At 59.3% G+C, this 24,330-nt stretch carries 28 protein-coding genes; 14 read left to right on the forward strand and 14 right to left on the reverse strand.

The features are described 5' to 3' along the window. Positions 1–28: 28 nt before the first annotated feature. Both G9C82_RS14980 and G9C82_RS14985 read left to right on the forward strand, forming a co-directional pair. Positions 29–802, forward strand: a complete 774-nt coding sequence (locus G9C82_RS14980; protein ID WP_127014541.1) for a CDP-alcohol phosphatidyltransferase family protein — start codon at positions 29–31, stop codon at positions 800–802. A gap of 25 nt (positions 803–827) precedes the next feature. Further along, positions 828–1,307 carry a hypothetical protein gene (locus tag G9C82_RS14985; protein WP_007188477.1) on the forward strand — a complete coding sequence of 160 codons (480 nt, stop codon included), beginning with the start codon at positions 828–830 and terminating at the stop codon, positions 1,305–1,307. 191 nt (positions 1,308–1,498) lie between these two features. Here G9C82_RS14985 and G9C82_RS14990 read toward each other — a convergent pair whose 3' ends face one another. Together G9C82_RS14990 and G9C82_RS14995 are read right to left on the reverse strand one after the other, a co-directional pair. Next, positions 1,499–2,257, reverse strand: coding sequence for a creatininase family protein (locus G9C82_RS14990; protein WP_049919394.1), 759 nt, complete (start codon positions 2,255–2,257; stop codon positions 1,499–1,501). Positions 2,258–2,735: 478 nt separating this feature from the next. Beyond that, the gene (locus G9C82_RS14995; RefSeq protein ID WP_007188479.1) at positions 2,736–3,188 is read right to left on the reverse strand and encodes a pyridoxamine 5'-phosphate oxidase family protein; all 453 of its coding nucleotides are present in this window, start codon (positions 3,186–3,188) and stop codon (positions 2,736–2,738) included. 193 nt (positions 3,189–3,381) lie between these two features. Here G9C82_RS14995 and G9C82_RS15000 point away from each other — a divergent pair, with 193 nt between their 5' ends. Next, entirely contained in the window at positions 3,382–3,606 is a 225-nt protein-coding gene (locus G9C82_RS15000) for a hypothetical protein (protein WP_004965767.1), read from the forward strand. A 71-nt stretch (positions 3,607–3,677) separates the two neighbouring features. Here the strand turns inward: G9C82_RS15000 and G9C82_RS15005 are convergent, their stop codons facing one another. Continuing rightward, entirely contained in the window at positions 3,678–4,109 is a 432-nt protein-coding gene (locus G9C82_RS15005; RefSeq protein ID WP_004965769.1) for a DCC1-like thiol-disulfide oxidoreductase family protein, read from the reverse strand. 153 nt (positions 4,110–4,262) lie between these two features. On the opposite strand from G9C82_RS15005, the gene G9C82_RS15010 reads away from it, so the two are divergent. Continuing rightward, a complete protein-coding gene (locus G9C82_RS15010; protein ID WP_127014542.1) occupies positions 4,263–5,561 on the forward strand; it encodes a DUF6498-containing protein in 1,299 nt (432 codons plus the stop codon). A 28-nt stretch (positions 5,562–5,589) separates the two neighbouring features. On the opposite strand, the gene G9C82_RS15015 is transcribed toward G9C82_RS15010, so the two are convergent. Together G9C82_RS15015 and G9C82_RS15020 are read right to left on the reverse strand one after the other, a co-directional pair. After that, positions 5,590–5,967, reverse strand: a complete 378-nt coding sequence (locus tag G9C82_RS15015) for a hypothetical protein (protein WP_127014543.1) — start codon at positions 5,965–5,967, stop codon at positions 5,590–5,592. A 249-nt stretch (positions 5,968–6,216) separates the two neighbouring features. Continuing rightward, complete coding sequence (locus tag G9C82_RS15020; protein WP_127014664.1) at positions 6,217–7,407, reverse strand: PQQ-binding-like beta-propeller repeat protein; 1,191 nt, start codon at positions 7,405–7,407, stop codon at positions 6,217–6,219. A 228-nt stretch (positions 7,408–7,635) separates the two neighbouring features. On the opposite strand from G9C82_RS15020, the gene G9C82_RS15025 reads away from it, so the two are divergent. Then, entirely contained in the window at positions 7,636–7,848 is a 213-nt protein-coding gene (locus G9C82_RS15025; RefSeq protein ID WP_004965776.1) for a hypothetical protein, read from the forward strand. A gap of 63 nt (positions 7,849–7,911) precedes the next feature. Beyond that, the gene (locus G9C82_RS15030; protein WP_127014544.1) at positions 7,912–8,175 is read left to right on the forward strand and encodes an MTH865 family protein; all 264 of its coding nucleotides are present in this window, start codon (positions 7,912–7,914) and stop codon (positions 8,173–8,175) included. A gap of 108 nt (positions 8,176–8,283) precedes the next feature. Here the strand turns inward: G9C82_RS15030 and G9C82_RS15035 are convergent, their stop codons facing one another. After that, positions 8,284–8,481 (reverse strand): heavy-metal-associated domain-containing protein, encoded by a 198-nt coding sequence (locus tag G9C82_RS15035; RefSeq protein ID WP_004965780.1) that lies wholly within the window; start codon positions 8,479–8,481, stop codon positions 8,284–8,286. Between the two features lie 701 nt (positions 8,482–9,182). Between G9C82_RS15035 and G9C82_RS15040 the strand changes: the two genes are divergently transcribed. Further along, positions 9,183–11,096, forward strand: coding sequence for a methyl-accepting chemotaxis protein (locus tag G9C82_RS15040; RefSeq protein WP_127014545.1), 1,914 nt, complete (start codon positions 9,183–9,185; stop codon positions 11,094–11,096). Positions 11,097–11,167: 71 nt separating this feature from the next. On the opposite strand, the gene G9C82_RS15045 is transcribed toward G9C82_RS15040, so the two are convergent. Continuing rightward, the gene (locus G9C82_RS15045) at positions 11,168–11,602 is read right to left on the reverse strand and encodes a universal stress protein (RefSeq protein ID WP_007188487.1); all 435 of its coding nucleotides are present in this window, start codon (positions 11,600–11,602) and stop codon (positions 11,168–11,170) included. A 120-nt stretch (positions 11,603–11,722) separates the two neighbouring features. Next, complete coding sequence (locus G9C82_RS15050) at positions 11,723–13,078, reverse strand: sulfatase (RefSeq protein WP_127014546.1); 1,356 nt, start codon at positions 13,076–13,078, stop codon at positions 11,723–11,725. 461 nt (positions 13,079–13,539) lie between these two features. Between G9C82_RS15050 and G9C82_RS15055 the strand changes: the two genes are divergently transcribed. After that, positions 13,540–13,938: a hypothetical protein gene (locus tag G9C82_RS15055; protein ID WP_004965786.1), complete on the forward strand. Its 399-nt coding sequence runs from the start codon at positions 13,540–13,542 to the stop codon at positions 13,936–13,938. A 62-nt stretch (positions 13,939–14,000) separates the two neighbouring features. On the opposite strand, the gene G9C82_RS15060 is transcribed toward G9C82_RS15055, so the two are convergent. Both G9C82_RS15060 and G9C82_RS15065 read right to left on the reverse strand, forming a co-directional pair. Further along, entirely contained in the window at positions 14,001–15,071 is a 1,071-nt protein-coding gene (locus tag G9C82_RS15060) for an NAD(P)/FAD-dependent oxidoreductase (protein ID WP_127014547.1), read from the reverse strand. A 121-nt stretch (positions 15,072–15,192) separates the two neighbouring features. Then, positions 15,193–15,867: a ribonuclease HI family protein gene (locus tag G9C82_RS15065; protein ID WP_007188489.1), complete on the reverse strand. Its 675-nt coding sequence runs from the start codon at positions 15,865–15,867 to the stop codon at positions 15,193–15,195. 85 nt (positions 15,868–15,952) lie between these two features. Here G9C82_RS15065 and G9C82_RS15070 point away from each other — a divergent pair, with 85 nt between their 5' ends. The 5 genes from G9C82_RS15070 (at position 15,953) to G9C82_RS15090 (ending at position 19,616) form a co-directional block, all read left to right on the forward strand. Next, on the forward strand, positions 15,953–17,059 hold the full coding sequence (locus G9C82_RS15070) for a hypothetical protein (protein ID WP_127014548.1): 1,107 nt from the start codon (positions 15,953–15,955) through the stop codon (positions 17,057–17,059). 117 nt (positions 17,060–17,176) lie between these two features. Next, on the forward strand, positions 17,177–17,512 hold the full coding sequence (locus G9C82_RS15075) for a hypothetical protein (protein WP_127014549.1): 336 nt from the start codon (positions 17,177–17,179) through the stop codon (positions 17,510–17,512). Between the two features lie 107 nt (positions 17,513–17,619). Then, complete coding sequence (locus G9C82_RS15080; protein WP_004965794.1) at positions 17,620–17,949, forward strand: hypothetical protein; 330 nt, start codon at positions 17,620–17,622, stop codon at positions 17,947–17,949. A gap of 73 nt (positions 17,950–18,022) precedes the next feature. Then, positions 18,023–19,231, forward strand: a complete 1,209-nt coding sequence (locus tag G9C82_RS15085) for a PQQ-dependent sugar dehydrogenase (protein ID WP_127014550.1) — start codon at positions 18,023–18,025, stop codon at positions 19,229–19,231. A gap of 211 nt (positions 19,232–19,442) precedes the next feature. After that, positions 19,443–19,616 carry a hypothetical protein gene (locus G9C82_RS15090; RefSeq protein ID WP_004965797.1) on the forward strand — a complete coding sequence of 58 codons (174 nt, stop codon included), beginning with the start codon at positions 19,443–19,445 and terminating at the stop codon, positions 19,614–19,616. Between the two features lie 105 nt (positions 19,617–19,721). Here the strand turns inward: G9C82_RS15090 and G9C82_RS15095 are convergent, their stop codons facing one another. Continuing rightward, on the reverse strand, positions 19,722–20,420 hold the full coding sequence (locus G9C82_RS15095; protein WP_277601737.1) for an SDR family NAD(P)-dependent oxidoreductase: 699 nt from the start codon (positions 20,418–20,420) through the stop codon (positions 19,722–19,724). 223 nt (positions 20,421–20,643) lie between these two features. On the opposite strand from G9C82_RS15095, the gene G9C82_RS15100 reads away from it, so the two are divergent. Then, the gene (locus G9C82_RS15100; protein ID WP_011222553.1) at positions 20,644–21,573 is read left to right on the forward strand and encodes an SDR family NAD(P)-dependent oxidoreductase; all 930 of its coding nucleotides are present in this window, start codon (positions 20,644–20,646) and stop codon (positions 21,571–21,573) included. A gap of 84 nt (positions 21,574–21,657) precedes the next feature. Here G9C82_RS15100 and G9C82_RS15105 read toward each other — a convergent pair whose 3' ends face one another. From G9C82_RS15105 to G9C82_RS15115, 3 genes are all read right to left on the reverse strand, one after another. Then, positions 21,658–22,065 carry a hypothetical protein gene (locus G9C82_RS15105; RefSeq protein ID WP_004965802.1) on the reverse strand — a complete coding sequence of 136 codons (408 nt, stop codon included), beginning with the start codon at positions 22,063–22,065 and terminating at the stop codon, positions 21,658–21,660. Between the two features lie 199 nt (positions 22,066–22,264). Further along, positions 22,265–22,873, reverse strand: coding sequence for a class I SAM-dependent methyltransferase (locus G9C82_RS15110; protein ID WP_007188495.1), 609 nt, complete (start codon positions 22,871–22,873; stop codon positions 22,265–22,267). A 221-nt stretch (positions 22,874–23,094) separates the two neighbouring features. Beyond that, on the reverse strand, positions 23,095–24,201 hold the full coding sequence (locus G9C82_RS15115; protein WP_007188496.1) for an agmatinase family protein: 1,107 nt from the start codon (positions 24,199–24,201) through the stop codon (positions 23,095–23,097). Positions 24,202–24,330 lie beyond the last annotated feature (129 nt).

Below are 24,330 nucleotides of genomic sequence, written 5' to 3' on the forward strand. Positions count from 1 at the left end.
GCGAACAGCCGGGAACCAGGAGGGTTTGATGGCCGAGCAACACGGTGACAGCCCAGTTCCCGTCGAACTCTCTGTGGTCGGCGGGTTCCTCATAGCCGTCATCGTCGGCATGCTGTTTCCCGCCGATGCGATGACGCGCTGGATGTTCCACCCGGCGGTCGTCGCGGGCTGTTGCTGGGCTGGACAGCTCTGGTACGTCGGCCGAAAGCTCAGCGTCCCGCCGGCTGCCGGTAACCCCTGGCGCTACATCTTCGGGATGGCGAACACCGTGACGTTACTCCGCGGTGGGCTCTATGCTGTCGTTGCGGGCTTTCTCGTGGTGCCGGCGACGACCGACCTCGCCTGGGTCCCGGCGGCGTGTTACGGCGTCGGCGTCGTGCTGGACAAACTCGACGGCACCGTCGCCCGAACAGTCGGCGAACAGACCCAACTGGGCACGCGGCTGGACATGGCCTTCGACACCTTTGGGTTCGTGGTCGCACCACTCGTCGCGGTCCTCTGGGGCCAACTCCCCGTCCTGTACCTCTCGCTGTCGGCGGCCCGGTACGCCTATGTCGGCGGTATCCGCTGGCGGCGATACCGGGACCGACCGGTTTTCGAGCGGCCCGACAGCAACCTCGGGAAGTATCTCGCCGGCGTCCAGATGGTGTTTATTACTGCCGCACTCGTCCCTGCAGTACCGACAGAACTCGTCTTCAGGCTCACGCCGGTCGTCCTCGCACCGTCGCTGGCGGTGTTCCTTCGTGATTTCCTCGTTGCCAGTGGGCGACTCCCCCGCGAGTGGTTCGACCGGCAGCGTTGATACGTCTCTGTACCCATCATTCCATATGCTCTTTCTGACACACCTGCTCGCGGCCGCGATTCTGGGACGTGTGTCACGGCTGTCGCCGCTGTGGCTGGTGGTCGGGACCGCCGTGCCCGATGTGGTCGATAAGCCGCTTGCCATGGTCGGTGTCACCACCCTGTATCACTCTGTCGGTCACTCTGTTTTGCTCGTCATTGTGGCTCTCCCTCTAGCGCTTTCTGGGCGCGCCGGACTGTCGGCAGCACTCGGGTGGGCGCTGCATCTCTCCCTCGATGCGCTTCACGTTGTTCTCAACGGCCGCCCCGGCGACGCGGTCTTTCTGCTCTGGCCTGCTGTCACTCCGACGGACCCACTGGCGCTCCCACCGGGGTCGTTCTTCCTGTACTACCTCTGGAGTCCATCGTTTTTTCTCGAAGTTATGCTCTGGCTGACTGCCGCGGGGCTGCTCATCAGGCACGTCACAAGAAGCGCCCGTGCTGGCCCGCGGGACCGAATCGATTGACCGACTCTGCTCCTGCGTACACTACAGCACGCATTACAGCCCCGAATCGTTGCTGCATGGAGACTACCGACACTGCTGGACTGAATCAGTCTCTGCCAACAGAACAACCAAATCGACAGTCTCTCGGACAGCGGCATCTCTTCTCACCTCAAATCACTGCCCGGAAAGGCTGACACACGCCTATACCTCCATTAGACGGCATTGCGCTCGGCTGTGGCCTGCTTGACGTACGCTTCGACGACATTTTCGATAATCGCTTCGCCGGCCTCGGCGGTTGCCGCCGTCGGATCACCGAGGACGCCGTTTTCAGTAATTGATTTGAATCCGTCACTTAGCAACCGAGCCGGCGAAATATCACCTTCAGGCCCGGGTTCGACATCCTCCATCCTGACGAGTCCCTCGTCGATGGCCAGCACAATCGCTGTCTCGGCGGCCCCGGCGTGAATTACATCTTGCTCGTACTCGATACCGGCCTTGCTGAGTCCCTGATTCAGCAGTTGCATGTGTTCGTCGAGGTCGGCGAGCGGGATTACGGCGGCTTCGAGTTCACGTGCGATATCGGGTGCCACGGTTTTGACCGGTCCGAAGTTCCCACCGTGGGTCGGGACCAGCACGATGTGTTCGAAGCCGTGGGTATCGAGTGACCTGCAGTACGACCGGATGACATCCATCAATGTCTCGGGTGGAACGGTTATTGTCCCGGGGAACTCCATGTGATGCCCCGAACATCCGGGGCGGATTGTGGGGGCGGCAAGCGCATCACCCATCTCGGCCGCTATTCGCCGTGCGAGTTCATCCCCATCCAGCGTATCCATATTCAGCGGCAGGTGTGGGCCGTGCTGTTCGATCGAACCGACAGCTACGACCACTGTCCGTGTTCCGTTTTCGAGGGCAGACTCAATTTCTGGCCATGCCATCTCCTCAAGACACACTGACCTGCGAGAAGACATTAGTGTCAGTTTTCTGTCTTGAAACAAATACCTGCCGAAACCTGCAGACGATCATCTGTCAACTGGCAGTGGATCCACTGTTGCCTCGCTTTTTTGTACTCAGAACTGGCTTTAGTCCTGCTGTGTCAGTAACTCGGTGTTAGCCTTCTACACAGTCAGTGCAGCGGCCAGCGCCGGGTAGCGAGGGCCCACCGCATTCTGTGCACGCATCAAGGCCTGCGCTGGGCTTTTCCTGTGGGACAGGTATTGTATTCAGTGCTTTTCGTAGCCGCTTCTTCATGTAGCATAGTATTGCGGCCAGCTATTTTAGTATTTGGGGTAAACGTGACTTAAACAGTTCAATCAGTGTGCGAAAAGACATATAATCTGCTGTGCGTGGCACAAAATAGTGCATTTGTACACGCACAACTACAACCCCTAGTTCAGTGAGGCCGATAGCAGCGCGGCCGGTCAAAACAGGGTCAAAAGATGCCGACGGTCACTGCTGGCCAACAGCGCGGCCTGACCGTTCCTGCGCTTTCAGTGCCCACACGTTGGGATTCTCCTGCAGTTCGTACTCAGAGAGTAGGTTTGACTGGTATGCGTTATCGGCGAGTGACTCACGTGCGGTGTCCCATTCGTCAATTTCAATACGGCTGAGCGGGCCGGCGACGATCACACTCCGCCATGCACCGTCCGGACCAATATCGAAGGTGGTGAAACTCGCTACGTCAGCTTGCTCCGCATACGTCTCCTTTCGGAGCTCGGTGGTTGCGCCCAGAAACACGAAGTACAGGGTGTCCTCTCCGTCGTATCCGAAGGAGAGCGGCACGCCGTATGGCACTCCTTCAGCGGCCATCGACAGCACACCAACACCCCTCTCAGTTAGTACCTCATCAATGACCGAATCTTCCAACTCCGCGCCCAGTAAGGGCTGGAAATCTGAACTCATAGCTAAGATATGTTCCTGATACTGAATTAAAGCTGGATAAGATTCCCGGGAACTCGGAATCCGACTCCCGATTAACGAACCCGGGACGCACAGGAGCACAGAGCATCAATATAATAGGTAACAGCCGACGCCGGCCCCTGTCACCTGCTATCTGATTGCAAGCGTTTGTTACCTGTCAGCCCGAACGGGAGGTATGGCGATCGACCCACTGACAAACGACGAAGTTCTGGCGGCCCTCGAAGACTGTGAGGCGACGGCGGTCCCGACAGCACATATCTCTGCACGCCTTGCGGCCCCGAAACCGTATGTCACGACACACCTCCAGCAGCTCGCCTTGAAGGGACTCGTCGGATTCAACACACACAGAGGCGTTCGCCGCTGGCGGCTCACGGCTGCTGCAAGGGCAGCAAGTGAGTAAGGTACAGTCGCTCCTTCCTGCTGTCGTCTGGGCACTGCTGCCTTACAGAGCGCCGGGCTATGACCACACGGCTACGCGTCGGCGCGAATATCCCGATCGACGGCGTCCTTCGCAAGCGTGTCGAAGCGGTCCTGTGCGTCGTCTGCCAGCACGTAGCGCTCGTGGACATCATCCGGCTCTCTGCCGCGCCCGCTTGCCAGACCAACGACATGAGCGATTTTCTCGTAGTTATCTCTGACGAGCGAGCCAACGAGATCGGGGAGCCCGGCGCGGCCGGCGAGTTCCTCGGCGGCTGCACGGCCCGCGTACACCTGCTGTGCCGGCCGGTCGACTAAAACCATTGCAAACGGCGGCTCGTCGAACTGGGCCGTCAGAAACGACTGGGCAGACTCATCGTACCACGAGATCGCGCCGATATCGTCGACCTGTTCGAGGGCTTTCGCAGCCACTGAGCAGTACGGACATTCACCGTCGTAGATAAGAACCGAGCTAAAACGGGCCATACATCTACTAGGGGTTCTCGCTGGATATATTGTTGGATTGGGAGGGCTGTAGGTAGTGTCAGCGGCCAGTTCGAACAGTAATTTGCCTGTCTATTTCCTTGGACTGTTTCGTAATCAGTTCGTTCATACGGCACTAGCTATCACCACGGAATAATGCCCTCCACCGGACAGCTCCTCCGGACAGCGGATAGCCGTCGGACAGACCTCCTCGGCACTATCGCCTCGAATTCGCTTCCAATTGTTGGTGTTGCGTTCCTCGACTGGAGTGCGGCTGCATTGCTGTTTCTCTACTGGTTTGAGCTTGGTGTCGACTCAGTCTGGGCACTCGTCCGGGCAGTGTTCGCTGGTCGCCCGCCGGAGATTGAGACCGGCACCTTACTCATAGGACCGTTGGCGGCACGACAATACTCTCTCTCCGTCCCAAGAACCGGCCTGCGAGTCTATCTTACGACGTTGCTCGTGCTCCCAGTTACCATTCTCATCTTGGCGGCCGTCTGGTTGTTTACTGGGGCCCTGCTTGTCGGGCCACTGCCGGAACCCAGCACAGAGACGCTAACTGGTGTGCTACTGGCAACTGTCGGGATTTTCGTTCTGACGGGCGTTACAACGGTACGGAAGTACTTTTACAACGGGGAGTATCGGAACCACAACTCGACGACGGCGTTTCGTGGCCTGTTACCTCGGATATGCACCGTCTTTTTCGGTGGGATACTCACTCTGACACTGCTAACGGCCGCTACGGAGGGGCCTGAAGCGGAACTCGGCAGTCTTGATCCATCTGTCGTTGGACTGCCGCTATTACTTATGGTCGTTTGCTTCAAATTCATGTCTGACCTCTTGGGCGTCTATAGCGACCGCCTTGCCGTCTATTTTAAGTCATACGACCAGGAATACGGCTGGCAAACGGCCCCGCCGAAGGCACGGTCTATCGACGGGACACGCACTGCTGCACCTGAGTGCGCTCGCCCGGTTCGGTTGGGGCGGGTCATCGGCGGCCTCCTCAGACTCCCATACCACCCGGGAAGCGCATCTATCGGCGGTATAGGACTTCTCGTTGCGGCTCTGTTTGCAATTGGGGGTGCGTGGGACACCGTCGCCGTCATTGTTGCTGCAAGCGTTAGCATCCCGATTCTCCTGCTGTGTCTCGATCAGCTACTTCGATACGGGACGATCGAATACCGAATTGACCCTGATGCTGGTGTCCTCGTCGCATATGATCGTCTGTTTGGCACAGCACTCTGGCGCATCGAGTCGTGGGCGGAAAGCGGCCTGCGCGTTGAGAAGACCCCTCTCGATTCGCTGCTCGGAACAGAGACGGTTACTATCAAACACGCCGACGGCGAGTATCTACTGCCACATCTACCTGATGCCGCCGCAGTCGTCGCGGCGTTTGACCGGCAACCCGAGCGGTCAGAACCGATAATCCCCGGTCGGGCTGGTCTACTCGGGTGAGTCGTCTGCGTGGCCCGCGGAAGGGTCGTTATCTATCCTTGGAGACGGTGTCACCGGTCCACAGGTCATAACCGACGACAAGCGCCATGCCACTCGTCGGTATGACCAACAGCAGTCTGCCAACGGGTGAGAAGCCGGCCATCGAGAGACCGATGTACGCAACAGCGAGTACTGGTGGGACAGTGAGGGCGGCACCGAGTCGAGTACTGTCTGCCCGCAGGTAGCCGATGCCCCAGCCGATGAGTCCCAGGAGTATGAGCGGGATCGCAAGAGCCCAGATGAGGAAGGCGGTGAGTTCTCTCCCGATATCGTCCGTGCCGGCCGTGGTGAACAACAGTGTTCCAAGCAAACAGGCCCCAGTCCCAAAGAGAGCGCCGAATGCGAACGCGCGCTGCAAGCGTGACATCGAGGTGCTGTCACGCCCGAGCACTGCACTTAGACCGACTACTAGTAGTGCATTTGCGCCTATGATGAGTCCGGGCCTGAGCGTCTGTTGCACCCAAATTGCGCTAAACGGCGGCGGGTTGAACACATACGAATCTCCCGGTCGCGGTGTCGGCCAGAGTTCAAGCGGCACTGTGGTGACGAGCAGACAGACTGCACTTAGGCCGAGGAGCGAACCGGCGATCTGAGATGAGCGACGCCACATAACAGGTCACTCACCTCCGAGAGCCACAACAGTGCCATCCGGAGAGACGCCCACGACTCCGCCATTGAGTATCGCCAGTGAAACAGCCTGATATTCGACCGGATACTGCCACACTGCCTCGCCGAAACGCGTTGTGAATGCGGTGAGACCATCTTCGCGCTGGAACGTGAACACAGCGTCATCAGCCGCGGCAGTCACCGCTCCACCGAGCTTGATTTCCGAGCACCACCGGGGCTCCGGTGGGCCGTCATCGACCCGGTCAAACGCGAACGTCGCGCTGGATGCCTCACCCGGGCGCTCGATTGCGTACACGCCTTCGGGCGTCACGACCGGAAACTCAAGTGACCGCCTGTTGTCGAGACGCCACTGCTCGCTCCCGTCTGTGAGTGACCGGCCGAGCAGGTCGCCGTACGTGTTGCTCACGTAGACCGTCCCATCGGACACGACAGGATGTCCACCGGGCCGGTCCGAGCGTCGCCACTGGACCACCCCGGTTGCGGCGTCTATCGCAACTATCTCCGTACCGGCCACAACGACAGTGTCGTCTGCCACGGCCAGCCTCGTCCCGTCGGCGTCTGCCGTCCACTGCCGGTTTCCATCGTCGGTATCAAATCTCGCTACTCCGTCAGTCGTGGGAACGAATAGGGCGTCATCAGTCACTGTTGGAACGCCCGCCCCGGCCGTGTCGGTGTTTCGCCACGCAACAGCGCCGTCCGCAACTTCGAGTGCAGCGATACCGTCCGCCGTCGCGAGAAAGACACGACCGTTAGCAATCACTGGTGACGTTGCGCCGTCTCCAATGTCGACTGCTGACGGGACTGTTGCTGGTGTGAATTCGCGCCGCCACTGCTCTGTCCCGTCACGGAGCGACAGCGCGACGACACCGGTTGGAGTCGCTAGCACGACAGTTTCGTCCGCGACGACGACCGCGCTTACACTCGTGTCTTCACCGCCAGTAGCGGATGGAGAAACATCTGCTTGCCAGCTGACCGATGGTGCTGTCGTTTTCATCTGGACTGGTGCATAGCCCGTGTTCGCTGCATCGAACCGCGGTAAGGGCCATGAGCCATCGGGTACCGTCTCGAAGCCGGGGTTCTCGATACCCGATTCAACGGTATGTGATGGGTCTGGCGCGCCCTCATCGGGGCACGTCGACGAACAGCCAGCGACGCTGGCGACTGTTCCGGTGGCGACCATTCCGAGGAATGTCCGCCGCGATGTGGAGGGCATCGACTGTTCGTTTCGATACCTGCACAAAAAATGTTAACAAGATATCCCGACGAGCAGGAATTTCTCTCCTGGGGACACAGACCGTTCAGTCATCTCCAAGCCAATAGTCGGATGAAACCCGTTCTACCATGTATTGGCGGCTCTGCCTGTGATAAATCCAGCAAAGCTTAGTGAACCGTTCGCAATAGCGTTTCCATGGCCGAAACGACACTCGCGACGATGGACGAATTATTGGAAGGCGCTTTAAATGACGTGGACGACCCTGAAGTCCGATATAAACTCAGAAGTGCGCGACAACTTCTGCAAGTCGTTCAACAGCGGCAGGATATCATCGACGAAGCCATTGACACTGCCATTGAGGATGAGGCAGTCCTAGAAAACCTCCGCGATCTTGGCTATACTGAGTAATACGGCACTAGCTGCCTGTTGACACAGAACAAGTCTTTTGTCCCTCTCAACCAACGTTTTGGCATGACAGCAGATACTGCTGAGCAGCTCAGAGCGGAATTAGAGTCGGTGTTCACGAACGCAGAGTACCCCGTCGAAGAACCGATGGAACTGGTGCCAGCCCTGCCGGACGGTCCCGGTACGACATTTGAGGCGGGTGATGTACGCGTCGGGGTGATGGATTTCGGTGCAGAATACGCCGAGTATCAAGAGTACCCGTACGAGACGGCAGAGGCCCTCATTGACGATATGATGACTGGGTTTCGGGAAGAAGGACTGTTTGACTGAGCCGGATTTTCCGTCTCACCTCTCTACGGGGTGACAGCCATCCGCTACCCAGCAGTGGCAACAAAGCCGTATCAACAACAACTACTACACTATTCACCACTGGCTGTCTCAGGTCCCCGCGTCATACCCCGCATCCTCCACAGCGGCGATGAGTTGTTCCGTGCTGACATCGCCGTCGACAGACACCTGCTCGGCGTCTCTGTCGGCTTCAGCGTCTTTGACACCGTCAAGGGCCTCGATGGCCTCCTCGACGGTCTGCTCACAGTGACCGCAACTCATCCCTTCGACGGTCAGTGTCGTGGACATAGTGATTTAAACAAGGACGGCATGGAACTTTTCGATTACGAAGTAACTACCAAAACACTAGCAAATAGTTTCAGGCAAACGATGATTCAGACTTTCAAAAACTTTGTTCAGGAGCGGCAGAATCTGTACGGAACAATTTGTGTTGTAACTGAGAGTCACAAGAGCTTTTTACTTGCTTGGTAACGTTGCACGTGGGTTCTGCTACCCGGCCCTACAGTCAGTGTGTCTCCCCCAGGCTACTGACGTACCGGAGCACAGAACCTGTCGTCGTGGATGGCGACTCCCACGGTGGGTTGCATACCGTTTCTCCCACCCCACCCCCAGCAACCCACCTTTCGTTTGACCCGAACTGCGGTCAGTGTGTCTTCCCTTATTGACAGAGAGACTGTCATGTGCCGACTTTGGTGTTGTTGTGAGTAAACCAAGACCTGCGTTTTCAAGGGTCGCTACCGCAGCACTGTGCTTGCAGTCGCTGCCGTCCAACTCAAGCAACAAAGTGTGATAACTGTCTCCCAGTGAATACACACGGTCGCCTGTCGTAGCTGTTGACCCTTAGCGCATACCTGACCGCATGACAACAGCGCAAATAGTGAACGAATCATATTGAATAATAGTGTATATTCTTGCACTATCCAGCGTGTATTAATCAAATTTGATAATTTCATGAACAGTAATATAATTTCTGAGCGTTTATAAGAGATATGGCAAATGGTAACATGACAGGTGCTGGAAACATTGGAAGTCAGGACACCACCGGCGGCGATGGTGGCTTCCTCTCGACCATCCCGGATGGGAGTTCAATTCCTGACGAGACGTGGCAGCGCCGCCACAAATATTTCATAATCACAGTTCTGTCGCACATTCCGTTTTTACTGGCCCTCGGGCTCGTTGAGACGACGCAGAGCCCAATCATTGGCGCAACCATCCCCTCGATACCAACCGGACGGGTGCTGCTTCAGATTGGTCTTATTGCTGGGTTTGCGTTCGCCGCAGCCCTACCGCAACTCAGCCGTCGAGTGCGAACTGTGCTAGCGGTCACGGGACTCGCGTTCTGTACCGGCACGCTTGTACACTTCAGCGGCGGGTACATCGAGGCACACTTCCACTTCTTCATCGCAATCGGTATCGCCGCCATCTATGAAGATTGGATTCCGTTCGGCATCGGCATTGGATACGTTGTCGCGAGTCACATCATCTTCGGCATCATCGATCCCACGTCAGTCTACAACCACACGGCGGCGCAGCTGAACCCCATCGCTTGGGGCGCCGTCCACGGCGGGTTCGTCGCAATGCTGGCTATCTCACTGACGATCCACCTGAGTTCCATCGAAAAGTCCCGACAAAAGGCACAGACAGAGATTGAACGTGCCCGCGAACGGGCGAATAAGATCGATAACCTGGAAGAAGAGCGAGCCGAAATTGAACAGCAGCGCGAGGAAGCCCAACGGCTTAGAGACGAGGCCGAGCAAGAGCGTGAAGAGGTCGCTGCGCTCAACAGCCATCTCGAACTGAAGGCCCAGACGTACAAAGACGCAATGGAGGACATGGCTGACGGCGACTTCACAACGCGTGTTGATTCGGACAGTATGAACGACTCGATGGCTGAAATCGGCGTTGCGTTCAACGGTATGGCGGACGAACTCGAAGCGACGCTCGGTGAGATTCAGTCGTTCGCTGCTGCCGTCGATAGACAGGTCACGGAGTCGGACTCAGCGTTGCAGGAAGTCGCGACAGCGAGCGACGGTGTGAGCGGCTCTATCCAGCAGATCGCTGCCGGTGCTGATGAACAGCGGGAAATGGTTGAAGAGGCGAGCGCCGAAGTCTCGAATTTCTCAGCGGCGGTCCAAGAGATCGCGGCGTCAGCTGATGAAGTCGCACAGACTTCTGCCGAAACCGCAACAATCGCGACTGATGGGCAGTCACTCGCCGAAGACACGCTAACTGATGCGAAAGATGTCAAGGCGTCTATCGACGAAACGGTGGAGACAGTAACCGAACTTGACGACCAGATGGCAGAGATCGCGACAATTGTTGATTTCATCTCCGATATTGCCGAACAGACGAATATGTTGGCGCTGAACGCGAACATCGAAGCGGCCCGCGCTGGGAACTCCGGGACTGGAGATGCAGGCGACGGCTTCGCTGTTGTGGCTGACGAGGTCAAGACACTGGCCGACGAGACCCAGGAATCTGCGGGGAACATCCGAACCCGAATCGAGAACATTCAGGCCCAGACCGGCACTGTCGTCAGTCAGGTTGAACGGGCGAGTGAGCTAGTGGAAAAAGAGATCGAAGCCGTTGAGCGGTCCGTTACTGCGTTCGAACGGGTTGCTGAGAACGCCGCGGAAACCGATACTGGTGTCCAAGAAATTAGCGACACGACTGATAGCCAGGCAGCGACCAGTGAAGGCGTTGTGTCGATGATCGACGAGGTAGCGGAGATCAGTGTTGAGTCGGCAGACGAAACGGAATCCGTGTCCGCGACAGTCGAAGAACAAACTGCTTCGATCAACGAAGTGAGCAATCGGATGGAGTCGCTGTCCGACCAGGCACAACAGCTCGAAACGCTGGTCGGGTCGTTCAGCGTCAGAACCGATGTCGCTCAGTCACAGTAACTAGGGACCCGAATTTCTAGTTTCCGCCTACATCAACTACCGCAGCCTGCGACGACTGACGAACCGCGCGCTTACTCCGACTCGGAAACGCCAACAGTGAGGACTGGAACGGACGACTTCGTGACGACCTTCTGTGCCGTGCTCCCGAGCATATTCTGTTCATATTTGTCTGCCTGCGTTCCCATCGTAATCAGATCAATATCGGCGTCTTCAACGTACGACACAATGTTGTCTGCCGGTTTGCCCCGCTGGGTCGCTGTCGAGACCTCGATTCCGTCCTGTTCCAGTGTGTCCCGGACTGCCGACGTGGCTTCTTCGCCCTCCGCTCGCAGGTTCTCAAGCACTTCGTCCTGCATCTCGTCATCCATCGACAGGAACGCCCGGTCGTCGATGACATACAGCGCGTGGACGGTGACATCCCGCCCGTCGGCAATATCGATCGTGTGTTCCAGTACCTGCTCCATTGACGCACTCCCATCCGTTGGAACGAGAATATCGCTATACATCGTTCGTACAAATCAAGTTGCGACAAACATCCCTTTCGATTCTGTTCAGGCATCGCAAATACGACAGCTAGAGGACGAGTGTGGCGGACGATGCTCGGTTTCGGCCTGATTAGCACCGTTTTAGAGATAGCCGAGTCGCTCCAGCCGCGACTGGAGATCTATGTCCTCAAAGCCATCGATGTCGTATTCTGCCATTTCATCCTCCCCGGCGGCGAGTTGGGTGATTTCGAGCGTCTCACTGTGCGCTGCGGAGTCAGCGACAACGTCCGATGGCGGGCGGTCAATAGGTGTGTCGTCGCTCGACTCGGACCGCCGGCCCCGCACGACCGCTTCGTACTCATCATCCCCCCACGCTGCGCACTTGTATACGGTGTCGCCGGGCCCATCACGATACACGAGCGACGCAGACTGTCGGAATCGGTCCGGTTCGTCAGTGTACTGTTCGGCGTACTCCGCCGTCTGCCCGGTCGGTGGTGCCTGATATGCAGTTGTTTGCCCATCGGGTGCGACGAACCACCCAGAGTCGTCTGCTTCGCCGTCAAAGGCAGCCAGCACAGCGTCGGGAAACTGTGCCAACGTCGCCAGGGACTCGATTCGCCGTCCCCCGGTCTGCCCCGGTCCGCGGACGACCAGTGGGACGTGAAACAGTTCCTCCTGCGTGCCCATCCCGTGCATGACGGCCGGTGGCTCTGTGGCGGCCTGTGGCGGCTCTCCGAACCCATCACCGTGGTCCGACGTGATGACCACGAGCGTATCGTCTAAAACACCACGTGCCTCCAGAGCACCAATGACCTGCTCCAGAATGGCGTCAGTCTGGCGAATCGCGCCGTCGTACAGCGGCTCAAGCAGTTGTCCGACGCCCGCCGGGAGTTGCTCCCCATAGACACTCCACTCCCACTTGATCGGGAGTTCGTCATGCATTGCCCAGTAAAAGTCCGCCCCCCACTCATCGTAGGCGTCCCGCGTTGCGTACGGCATATGCGCATCCATCAGATTCAGGCACGCAGCCCAGGACTCCGTTTGCTCGTCGATCCACTCTGTCAGCCTGTCAGCGTACCAGAACCCGTCGACACCGTTGCGGGTCTCGGATGGGTCGTCGACGTCCGTCGAATCGGGCCGTTCCGTCACGATGGTCTCGAAGCTGTCACTGAGCCCGGACGGGTGAACCGTGAGATACGGGTTCTCGGTGAACACGCCGGTCTCGTAGCCCTCCCCATCGAGGAAATCAAAGATGGTCTGGCCGGGTTGCAGCCGTTCGGTTATCTGGAGTTTATGACCCTCGGACGGAACACCGGTAAATAGGCTCGTATGGGCCGGCAGCGACCAGCTCGCGGTCGTTCGTGCCTGCGTGTACACCGTCGCCTCACGACCAAACTCTTCGAGGAAGGGTGTGGTCTTGCGCCGATGACCTAACAGCGAAGTGTTCGCCGCGCGTACACAGTCAAGAACGACGAGTAACACGTTTGGCCGACCCATTGTCAGGCTTTAGGAGGTCTTCACGGCAAAAATATGTTCTGTAACCGTTCTCTTTCACGACAGACTGGCTGTCATATCGATACGTCTGGGAATCACATCGAATGCCCGGAGAGCCAGTCGCTTATTCGACGGTTGCCGGCGGAGAACTCTTCTGTCAGTAAGCGCCAGAGTCAACTCTTGCTACCGTTGCACACCGGCTACGATTTTCCCACCATTTCGAGGCAACGGGTCACGTCTGGGACTATGACAGAAACCCGACACACAGGCTCTGTTACAATCTGCAGCAAGTACTAGTTTTGTCTCCCAATCGTCCAGTACTGCGTCGAGACTGCGCCCCTTACTGACCGACTGTTTCTCCCTGTTTTTTATTTGAAAAGTAGGGCTTCAGTAGAGCCAAGACACAGTGTGCCAGACCCCACGGGAGTATATTTTATATGGGTCGACAGTCTGATGAGTAATACGTGGTCAAGTCAACGGTCCGGTTCCCCGAAGCGGTGATGGACTGCGTCGAGGAGATGGTAGAAGAGGGTGTCTTCTCGAACAAGTCCGAGTTTCAGCGGTTCGCCGTTGAGTACGTTCTTTCGGAAATCGAGGACTACGAACCGGAGATGGTTGATTTCGACGAACTCCAGAAAGAGGTCTTTCAACACCAGGCGGTTTCCAGTCGGGCCGAGATGTCGCCGGAGATCAACGAGAACTTCTACGAGAACGCTGCGCGCGTCCGGCAGTTCGCTATTCGCGGTGATATCGAGACGGCAGAGGAGTACATCGACACTGCCTACCCCGTCACTGACCCTCGTTGCTTGCTGCTTGACGACTTGCTTGAATCCTATCGACAGCGCGACACCGACGACGAATAGTTGCTTTCCGGAGTCGATACTCGGTTGCCTTGCCGTATTTGATTGAACTATCCTTCGGAATGTTAGTCGTCGTCAGCGCGGGCCTCTGGCGCTTCCTCCGACCGTGGCCCGGCAGCATGCCCCTCGTGGGTCAGCGCCGTGGCGAACAGTTCCTCCGAGACAGCGGGCACCTCCACATCTTCGACCGCTCCCTCGGACTCGATGTCGTCGACTGAACGCGGGTACTTCCTGAGGTCTTTGTGGATCGCAATACCCGCGTCTGCGCCCTCACCCATGGCGATCGGGATCTGGTTGTGGCCCGGCGTCAGGTCTCCGACAGCGTAGACACCGGAGACACTGGTCTCGCCGTGGTCGTCGACGGCCACCGTCCCGTCGTCGTTTCTATCGAGCCCCAGTTCATCGGCCAGTTCCGCGTGGTAGTCCGACCCCAGCATCGGGAAGCCACCCTTGTACTCCCGAACGCTTCCGTCCTCGAATTCATAGGCGGATAGCCAGCCGTCGTCGTCGGTCTGCTTCCCGGAGAGTTCCGTTTCGACGATCTCGACCGGGTGATTGTCGAGCATCGTCTGCGTCTCGTCGCTCCACTCCGGCGTTTCGCCGCGGGTCAGGATGTCAACGTCGTCGGTGTAGTTCAGCATAATCATCGCGACGTGGGCCGCGGCTTCGCCGGTCCCCATGACGAACACCGGCTCACCGACAAACATGAACGCGTCACAGTGGAGACACCAGTGCAGCCCCTTGCCGGTCCGTGGCAGCGGTGGGTCCGGGCGCTCATCGGCGAACCCGGTCGCCAGGACGACGCGCTTGACCGCCAGTTCGCCGTCGCTTGTCGTCACCGTGAAGCCGTCCTCCTCGTCGGCGAGTGGGTCCACTGACTCGACAAAGCCCCGCTCGTAGGTTCCGCCGTAGTCCTGCACCTGCTCGCGCGCTGTCTTCAGGAATTCGTTCCCTGAGACATCCTCGGTCACGCCGATGACGTTGTGCGTGTCTGTCATCATCGCAGCGCGGCCCCCACCGCGGTTGATAACAATCGTGTCCATCCCCAGCCGGGAGGTGTATAGTGCGCTCGTCAGTCCGGCAGGCCCGCCGCCGACAACGGCCACGTCGTAATCGTACTGCCCGTCAGTATACATTACCGTAGTGTACGTGCTCAAGGAATAAAAACAGCAGAACGGCGGCGACCGACACAGCAATCTGACGCTGGTGAGCCACGCTATGAGTGACGCGAACGACCGGTTCGCTGGCAGTCCTCTCTCACCCCGGGCCAAGGGCTGCGATGTCGGCCCCGACCGTCGCCTGTGCATCAGCCGGATTCGGGTCACTGTCGGCCAGATGCGTCCACTCGTGGGTAGGCAGTGCCGACAGATGGTCCGTGATTGCGGTGCTGTACGGCGTCGCCTTCACGGTGCTCTCACTGTCACCCCAGATATGATTGATAACGGTCATCGAATCGATGCGTATCTCAACCGATTCCGGGTCACACCGTGTCGCCAGCGCCTGCAGTCCAAGGTGGAGGGCAGCGTATTCGGCGACGTTGTTGTTTGTCCGGGAGCCGACCGGTCGTCCGAGTTGGGCAATCGGTGTCTCATCAGCCTGAATCACAGCACCAGCACCAGCTGGGCCGTTACTGTGTGCGCTGCCGTCCACATAGAGGACGACTCGTGACGCGGCGTCGTCGGTCGTTTCTTGCTGTGTCGGGGGTGGGCTGGATTCGAGGAGATCATCGATTGCGGTCCGTATCTCAGCAGCAGACGTGTCCGGGTCGAACAGGCCGCCGTAGCCGGCAACGGCAGCATTGATCGCATCGATAGCGGGGGTGAGCTCGTAGCGATACAGCGCAAGCAGCTCGTCGACCCGTGTTGCCAGCGGCGAGAGCGTCTCGGCTGGCAGACGCTCTCTGTCACCTGCCGGCTGATCGTGACGGTCCATCAGTAGAGTGTAACTGCGGGCGAGTAAAAGACACTTCGCCGCGACAGGCCCAAAACGGCCGAACACATACTACGGCTATTGGGTGATGACTGCGCCAACGCTACTCGTGAGCCAGTCCGGACAGCTCACGCAGGGGCTGTCTGCGATTGTTTCGCCACACAGCGACGGACCGGTTACCACGTTCGTCACCGACCGCCCGGAGGACAACCAGTACTACCTTTCGCCTGCAACTGTCGAAGCCGTCGAACAACGCTGTTCCGACTCCGACGACGGGCCCGCGACTGTGGTTGTTGACGGTGAGATGCACCCGGGACAGAGCGTTGATTTGCAGACGCGGCTTTCGCCGGTCACGGTTCGAGATAAGCGTGCCGCAGTCTGGGAGTGGCTTGGCGAAGCGAACCCTGTTGCAGCGACGTGTCTGGAACTCCAGCAGGCTCGGATTGCCCGCCGCGCGGCCGCCGCCGAGCAACGCGACGCAGCGGAACAGGGCCCATCCGGGACAAGTGGCTCCGTCACAGCGCATGACGAACGGATACAGGAGCTACGGGACACACTCGAAAAGCGACGAACAGCGGCCCGCCAGCGGGTCCAGACCAGCTACTCGTCCGTCGACGGCCGGGTAGTGCTGCTCGGTCGGGTTAGCGCTCCGACGACCCCCATCTGGGCTGCCCTCACTGAAACAACTGCAACCGCTACTGTTGGCCGACCGGCCCAGCCGACGACTGCGACGGCGACAGTCGGGCCGCATACGCTGGCGGTGACCGATACGCCCGGAATCCTCGGCAGCCACGGTGTCCCGGACTGGCTGCAGAACGCCCTCCCCGGCTTGACAGCGGCAATTGAACAGGCAACGTGCGTGCTTGGCGTCGGTGAGGGCTGTGAGACTCTGCTCACCGCGGTTGCTGAGGAGTTCGATGTCCGGTGCCGAACCCTGCTATCCGACACCGAGTCCGCGGCCCGCGACGCGCTCGACACACTGCTCGAAACGTCGGAGTTCGCGGTCAAACTCCCCTACAGTGACACCGCACATGCGCTTGTGTCGGACTTACACGGGGAAGCGACCGTGCACGCAACTGAATACGACGATGCGATTTATGTTCGTGTGGAGGTGTCACAGGCAACAGCACGTGACCTTCACCGCCGCGTCTCGGAAGTCGACGGTGATGTACAGCCGTACAATTCCAGTGAGTGATGCACTAGCTGTGACGCACTTGTCCGGTCGCGTTGGCCTCGCCTCCAGTTATATTAGCGACGACAATCGTACTGTCTGCTCTCCCGCACGAACAGTGTTATTCTCCCGGAGAACCATATGTCCTGCATGGGTCAGACGACGCTCACTGGTGTCGACATTGCGTCGCTTCGGGAGACGTATCTTCGGAAGGTCACTGAAACCCTCCCGGCGCGAGCACGGGCGAGCGGGGACTGGCCAATTCACCGAGACCACTGTTTCAGCCGCGTCGTCTTGGATACCGTGTTTGAAGACGAGTGGTACGACCACGTCAACGGGCGGCCGGCGTACGAGCACCTCTCTGTGGCGGAACTCACGCGAGCTATCGACATCGCCGACCGGATGCTTGCGGAGGGCCGGCCTGCGGTTGTCGAACTGAACAACAATTCGCTTCGGTGGCGTGGAAAACTCGAGTAGCAGATACCGTACAGCTACCCAGCGGTTGCCGCGTTGCTTGCTCCAATGACTGGACGCGGCGGATGGGAGCCCAAATAAGCCGTCGCTGCCTACCGGATAGATATCTGATGACCGTCGACCGAATCGAAGTAAGTCACACCGCTGCAGAGAAAGCCGACCGATATCTCACGCCAGGACAACTCAAGACCGTACTGCGGGACCACACTGGGTACGTGTGCCGGCGCGCGTCACCGAACCACGACGACCTGTACCCGGACAACGAATTTACACTGCGGGGTGAGTTTTACGGACTACCGCTTGACATCGTGTTCGCCATCGAAAGCGACCATGTCGCAGTCATCACGCAGATGTCACAGCACAGCGACAGCCTGCGCGGACAGTTCTACGAGTACGTCGGCGATACCGCCAAGGACGCCGTCGAACACGCCCGGTCCTAAAGCGCATGATTGCAGCGGACTGTCCGCAGTTGGGACCGCAGTTAACAGCACTGAGACCGTAGCTGTGGCCACGATGGACAGACGGACCTTCCTTGCTTCGAGCGGGCTCACGGTCGCAGGGACACTTGCGGGCTGTAGTGCCCCCAGTGACAACCAACAAGGGGACGGCGACACAGCCACGGATTCTAGACAGACCGACGACTCAGCGACCGCTGTGACTGTCGAAACCGTCGCCGATGGGCTCGAATCCCCGTGGAGCATCACGCCGCTGCCTGATGGCTCGCAACTGCTGGTCACGGAGCGCGTCGGCAGCGTGGTGCTGGTCGACTCGGCCGACGGTACAGTCACACCGGTCAGTAACGCACCGTCTGTGTATGCGAGCGGCCAGGGCGGGATGCTTGATGCGGCGTTGCATCCAGACTTTCCGGACCCGGCGTGGGTGTATCTGACATATTCGAAGACCAACGACAGCGGTGAGTCGGCCACACATCTGGGGCGTGGTCGCCTGAACGTGACTGACGCGCAATTCGAGGAATTCGAACACCTACACGTCGCCGAGCCGTTCGTCGACTCTGACGGCCACTTCGGGTCCCGCGTCGTGTTTGGCCCTGACGGGCTGGTGTACATGACTGTCGGCGACAGGCAGTTCAAGAACTTCGGGCCTGACCACGTCGCGCAGGACCGGACAAACGAACTCGGAACGACGCTTCGACTGACGCCTTCGGGCGGAATTCCCGATGCGAACCCGTTCACCGACGACCCGGACGCGGTCGATTCGATATTCAGCTACGGCCACCGTAACGCACAGGGAATGACCGTCCATCCTGACACCGGCGCTATCTGGCAGGCCGAGTTCGGCGAGCAGGACGGCGACGAAATCAACATCGTCGAACGGGGCGCGAACTACGGCTGGCCGGTCGCCGACGAGGGCTGTACCTACGGCAGCGGCGACCCGATCGGTGTCAGCCATGCGGACCGCGACGATGTCGTCGCACCAGTGTATTCGTGGGACTGTGGTTCCGGTGGGTTCCCACCCAGCGGCGCGACTTTCTACACCGGTGACGCATTCACTGAGTGGACTGGTGACTTGCTCGTCGGCGGACTGGCGTCGCAGTACCTTGCCCGGTTTACCGTCGACGGGCGAACGGTCGAAGAGGCGACACCTCTCCTCGCCGACCGCGGATGGCGCATCCGCGATGTCGTGGTTGAACCCGGAAGCGCACATATCCTTGCTGTCGTTGATGCGTCGAATGCACCGATTGTCCGACTCCAGCCCGCCTAAGTCGGGAGACTCGGCGACAACTGTGTGGGGCCGGCGACCTGTGCATAGGGTCTAATTGGTGCGGGAGAGGTGCGGCAACGGTGACTGGATACCGCTCCGGTCGCATCGGTGCCGTTCTAGTCGCAAAACGCCACACAGATTTGCATCGTTTAGTCCCGAACCCCGAGCTCCGGACCGGGTCATTTTTGCTTCTGAACCCGCTAAACCGGCCGTGAATCAGACTGCGATTCTGCACGCCGCGTTCGGAGTACTGATCGTCGCAGGGTTCCTCGTTTCGGCACCACTGAGCTATGGCCTGTACGGGCTGGGAGCTGCGTGCTTCATTGCTGGCATCGTACTTGCCCGCCAGGATAGCGATGAGCCGGAAGCCGCTGATAGCGTCTGATAGCTCAAACATAAACGCTGCTCTCAGGACGAGATAGACGGTTCCGCGGAGCTGTACCGGCCCGTAAAACCACACCTGGCCGCGCACGGACCGCTACCTGACCGGTCACGCTTCTTGCAGTCGACCACCGTCGATGGCCACGTTCTGGCCAGAAATGTACGCAGCCGCGTCACTACAGAAAAACAGAATCGGTGCCGCAACGTCCTCGAACGTGGCTGCCCGCCCACGCGGAAACTCCGAGACATCCACGACAGTGTTCTCGACCGCGAAGGGCGACACAGCGTTGACTGTAATCCCGTCGTCCTGTGTATCATACGCCAACGTTCGCGTGAACTGCAGGACTGCCTTTTTTGCCGCGAAGTACGGGAAGTTCATCGGGACTGCCCTGTCATCACGCGCGTCTGCCACGCCGAAGTTAATAATCCGTCCCCAGCCGGCTGCCCGCATCGACGGGAGCGCTCGCTGCGAGCACAGATACGTCGAGTATAGACACCCCTCAACAGCGGTTTTCCACTCGTCGAGGGACAGCTCATCCCACCGCCCCTGTGGGAGCGGACCAACTGCGTTGACCAAGATATCGACATCCCCCAGTTCCGATTCACAGTCCGAGAACAGCGAATCAACGGCGTCAGGCTCAGTTACGTCACCTTCCACGGTCGTTGCCTCAACGCCGTGATCCTGTGCGTCGGCTGCTGTCTCCGCCGCCGCTTCTTCGCTCGTCCGGTAATGCACGGCGACATCGGCACCGGCAGCCGCCAACTCAAGGAGCATCTCTCGGCCGACTCGCTTCGCAGACCCTGTCACAAGAGCAGTGCGCCCGTCTAGCTCCGGTTGAATTGCTACCACCTCTCAATATACCGCTGTGACAATCAAAAATGCGCGGGTACTCACAACTCTCGATGACTGGCTGCTGTCCGGTCATGACCTCTTCTCGTACTGGCAACCGGCTCGTGAGTTCGATACGTCGCTCGGTCGCAAATAACCGTACTAGCCGTTCCGTTATAGTTGCAGAGACAGTAGTACTACCATGGCGAAACGACCCGCGGAACGGGCCGGTGTCGCGGATATCGATTGCACGGGCATGCAGGTACTTGTCACCGGTTCGACCAGCGGTATCGGGCGCGAGGCGGCGCTGTCTCTGGGTCGCCTCGGGGCGGATGTTATCGTGCATGGTCGGGACGCTGACGCAGGTGCGGCGGTTGTCTCTGAATTGTCGGGGTTGGGCGTCGACGCGGCGTTCGTCCAAGCCGACTTCGCTGCTGTCGACGAGGTTCGGTCTCTCGCAGCCACCGTCCGTGACGAGACAGACGGGCTCGATATCCTCGTGAACAACGCCGGCGGACTGTTCCGTCAGGGCCGGCTTACGGACATCGGTGTTGAATACACGTTCCACGTCAATCACCTCGCGCCGTACCTACTAACCACAGAGCTGCTTGACCATCTCAACGCTGGCGCTCGTGTCGTTACAACCGCCTCAAGCGCGCACAGAGGGACATCACTTGATCTTGACCGGGTCACCACTGTTGACAGCTACACGGGGACGTGGGCATACAGTCATTCGAAGCTCGCGAACGTGTTGTTTGCGACAGAGTTGGCGCGCCGACTCGAGACCACAGGCCGGGATGTCGTTTCGAACTGTCTCCACCCGGGTGCGATCCCCGGGAGCGGGTTCAGCCGGTTCCTTCCCGGCCCGATCCCGCAGTTCGTCAAGCTCTTCGATGCTGTGCCGGGAATCACGTCTGTCGAAGACGGGGCAGCCGAAATCCTGCATCTCGCTGTGTCCAGCCGAATCGGCGATGTTTCTGGCCGGTACTTCGCTGGCCAACGCCCGGCGACACCCTCACACGCTGCTCGGGACCGGGCGGCTGCAAGCCGGCTCTGGCGGCGAAGCGCTGACCTACTGGGAATCGATGTGCCACTCGGCGATGTACAATCGTCCGCTCCAACTGAAAACTGACTGTCGAGTGAGATCACAGGACTGCTGATCGGGGGTCTCGCGTGCCGAGTTCTCCGTGCGCGACAGGGCTACGTTCAGTGTGTCTCAGGCGTCTGATTCGTCAGCGTCGCTGTGTCCGCCATCGCTATCACCGTCGGCATCGCTGTCAGCCTCAGCATCACTGTCAGGGTCGGCCGACGCGTCTTCATGCTCGTTTCCTGCTACGTCTTCCTCTGACCCACTCTCGGTGCCGTCATCCTCGTGTTCCGCGTCTGTCGTCTCAATCGTAATCGGTTCATCGCTGTGCGTCTCGTGGCCGGTCGCTGCGTCCTTTGCTGCAGCGCCAGCGACGTACCCAGTGGTCCCACCGACGAGTCCGCCGAGCATAGCGCCGGGGAGCCCGCCGCGCTTCAGCCCACTCACCGTTCCGACGAACCCGCCGACAAGCGAGAGCGCCGCAGGATTCGGCTCAGTAGCTGGCGTCTCCGTGGCGTCGTGCTGTTCCGATGCCATACTAGGCAGTATGTTCTGTAGATACAAATGCTGTCGCACGGCCAACACCAAGCGAATTAACCATCTACGCGGCCACAGCGAACGCCACTCCAGTAGTTGCCTTCTGCCGGCACCGGGCAGTCCGGACTTTCTGTCCCGGCCGTGCTGATTTCCGCTATGAAGAGCGCGCTTCGCTACTGCCGCGTCGGCCGCCGTCTGTTCACTCTTTTTGCGCGATAACGGCGACAAGCGGGTCGTTTTCCGGTTGCGCTGTAACCGTCTCTGTTACCGTCAACCCACCTGCACGACAGTATGCCTCAACCAGCGTCGTGCGCTCGTCCATGTCGGCAACGCGCCACGCTCGGACTGCTTTCGTGGGGAACATCCGGTTCGTGAAGCTGATGATGACACGGCCCTGCGGTGCCAGAATCCGGTCGAACTCACTGAACACAGCAGCCGGATACTGGAGGTACTGGACCGATAGCGCGCACAATACTGCGTCGAACGCATCGTCATCAAGCGGCAGCGACTGCTCACGATTGAGGTCCTGCACGAACCACTCATCGAGTGCGTCGTTGGCCGCAAGCTCGGCTGCGTTGAGTCCGTGACCGACAGTCCGACCGTAGTCCTCGTCCGGCAGGTGTGAGACCCAACTGCTCATACAATCGAAGATGCGGTCGCCGGGAGACAGCACCGACGCGTAGATGTTTGTCAACTTGTTTATGAAGCCATCGTCGGCGTGTGTCACGAACCGCGGGCTATCGTAGAAATTGTCGTCGTCGCTTTCATCCCGCCGAGATCGCCCCAGTGAGGTAAGGACCGACGCCATATTACCGGTTAGAACTCCATCAAGAAAACCCGAACGACGGTCTAAATGGGCCCATCTCAACACCGAGCGTACTGATGCGTCCATGTATCGCCGATGGCTATCCTGTGACACCATTCCTGCGTCATCCGAGCCAGCGTCCATCGGCCGACACACCACCCCTCAAGTACCGCCCACCAACGGAGTACAACAATAGCGATTGAGGCGTATACCGCGGCGTTATCTCAGTCGTCGGCGGGCGTCTCGGCTTCCTCCGTGGGACCGAGCGGTTCCTTGGGCTTGATCGGGTCGCCAGATTCCAGTCCCTTTTCGGCGAGTGCCATACTCCCCATCACCTCGATGATGAGTCGGTTGGCAAGCCCGCTGGTGACACCACCGTTGTAGGAGCTGCTGTCGCTGGTGTCGTAGGCCGGGGAAACCTCGACCACGTCGAAGCCGAAGTCCTCGGGGTCGAGCGCCTTGACAACCTCACGGACCATGTAGATGGCTTCACGCGGGATGAGGCCGCCGGGTTCGGGTTCGCCAGTGCCGGGCGCGTAAGCTGGCTCCATCACGTCCACGTCGAAGGAGACCCACACAGCGTCAGTGCCGTCGGTAGCCCGCTGGACGGCATCGGTGACGATGTCGTCGAGGTCCATCCCACCGACTTCCATGGAAGTGTACCACTTCATGCCGGCCTCCCGCATCTCCTCGTAGGTGTCCGGACCGGGCCAGAAGCCACGCGGGCCGATCAGGGTGTAGTTCTCGCCGGCCATGAGGTCGTCGTCGAAGACGCGCTTGACCCACGCGCCGTGGTCGTACTCGAAGCCGGTCAGCCCTTCGTCGCCCGTGTCCGCGTGACAGTCGAAGTGGATGAGGCCGATGTCGTCGTAGTCGTTCGCTTCGGCCCAGCCCTTGATGTCGGGGTATGAAATAGAGTGGTCGCCGCCGATGACAATGGGCGTCGCCTGCTCGCTGATCTCGTAGACGGCATCCTCGATGTTCAACTGGCTCTGGCGCGTGTCACCGGGAGAGACAGCAGCGTCACCGGTGTCGGCGACGCTAAACGTGTCGAATGGGTCGATACCGGTCTCGATATTGAAGTGCTCGTAGGGTGGCGAGGGGACCGTTGAGGCAGCCCGGACCGCACGTGGGCCGTAGCGGGTGCCCGGACGAATAGTCGTCGCCGTGTCCAGCGGCGCGCCGAGAATGCCGATGTCGACGTTCTCTTCGTCAAGCGCGTCGCGCTCGACCTCCGGGAGTTTGAGGAAGGTTGGGATGCCGCTGAAGATGGGTTCGTTCGCTTCTTTGTGCTTTTCGCCGTAGATGTCGTCGCCGTTTCGGTCAGTCATGATATAGTTGTTTCCCGGGCTCGAACTGGTCGAACCCAGCGTGTGTATCGACAAAAGTAGATGATTGCGAACTACGGATAAGCGTTCCTTCGGATGTGTAAAACCCACTCCTATGACCACGAGTGGACA

The organism is Haloarcula sp. R1-2 (assembly GCF_011627385.1).
Classification (GTDB): Archaea; Halobacteriota; Halobacteria; order Halobacteriales; family Haloarculaceae; genus Haloarcula; species Haloarcula marismortui.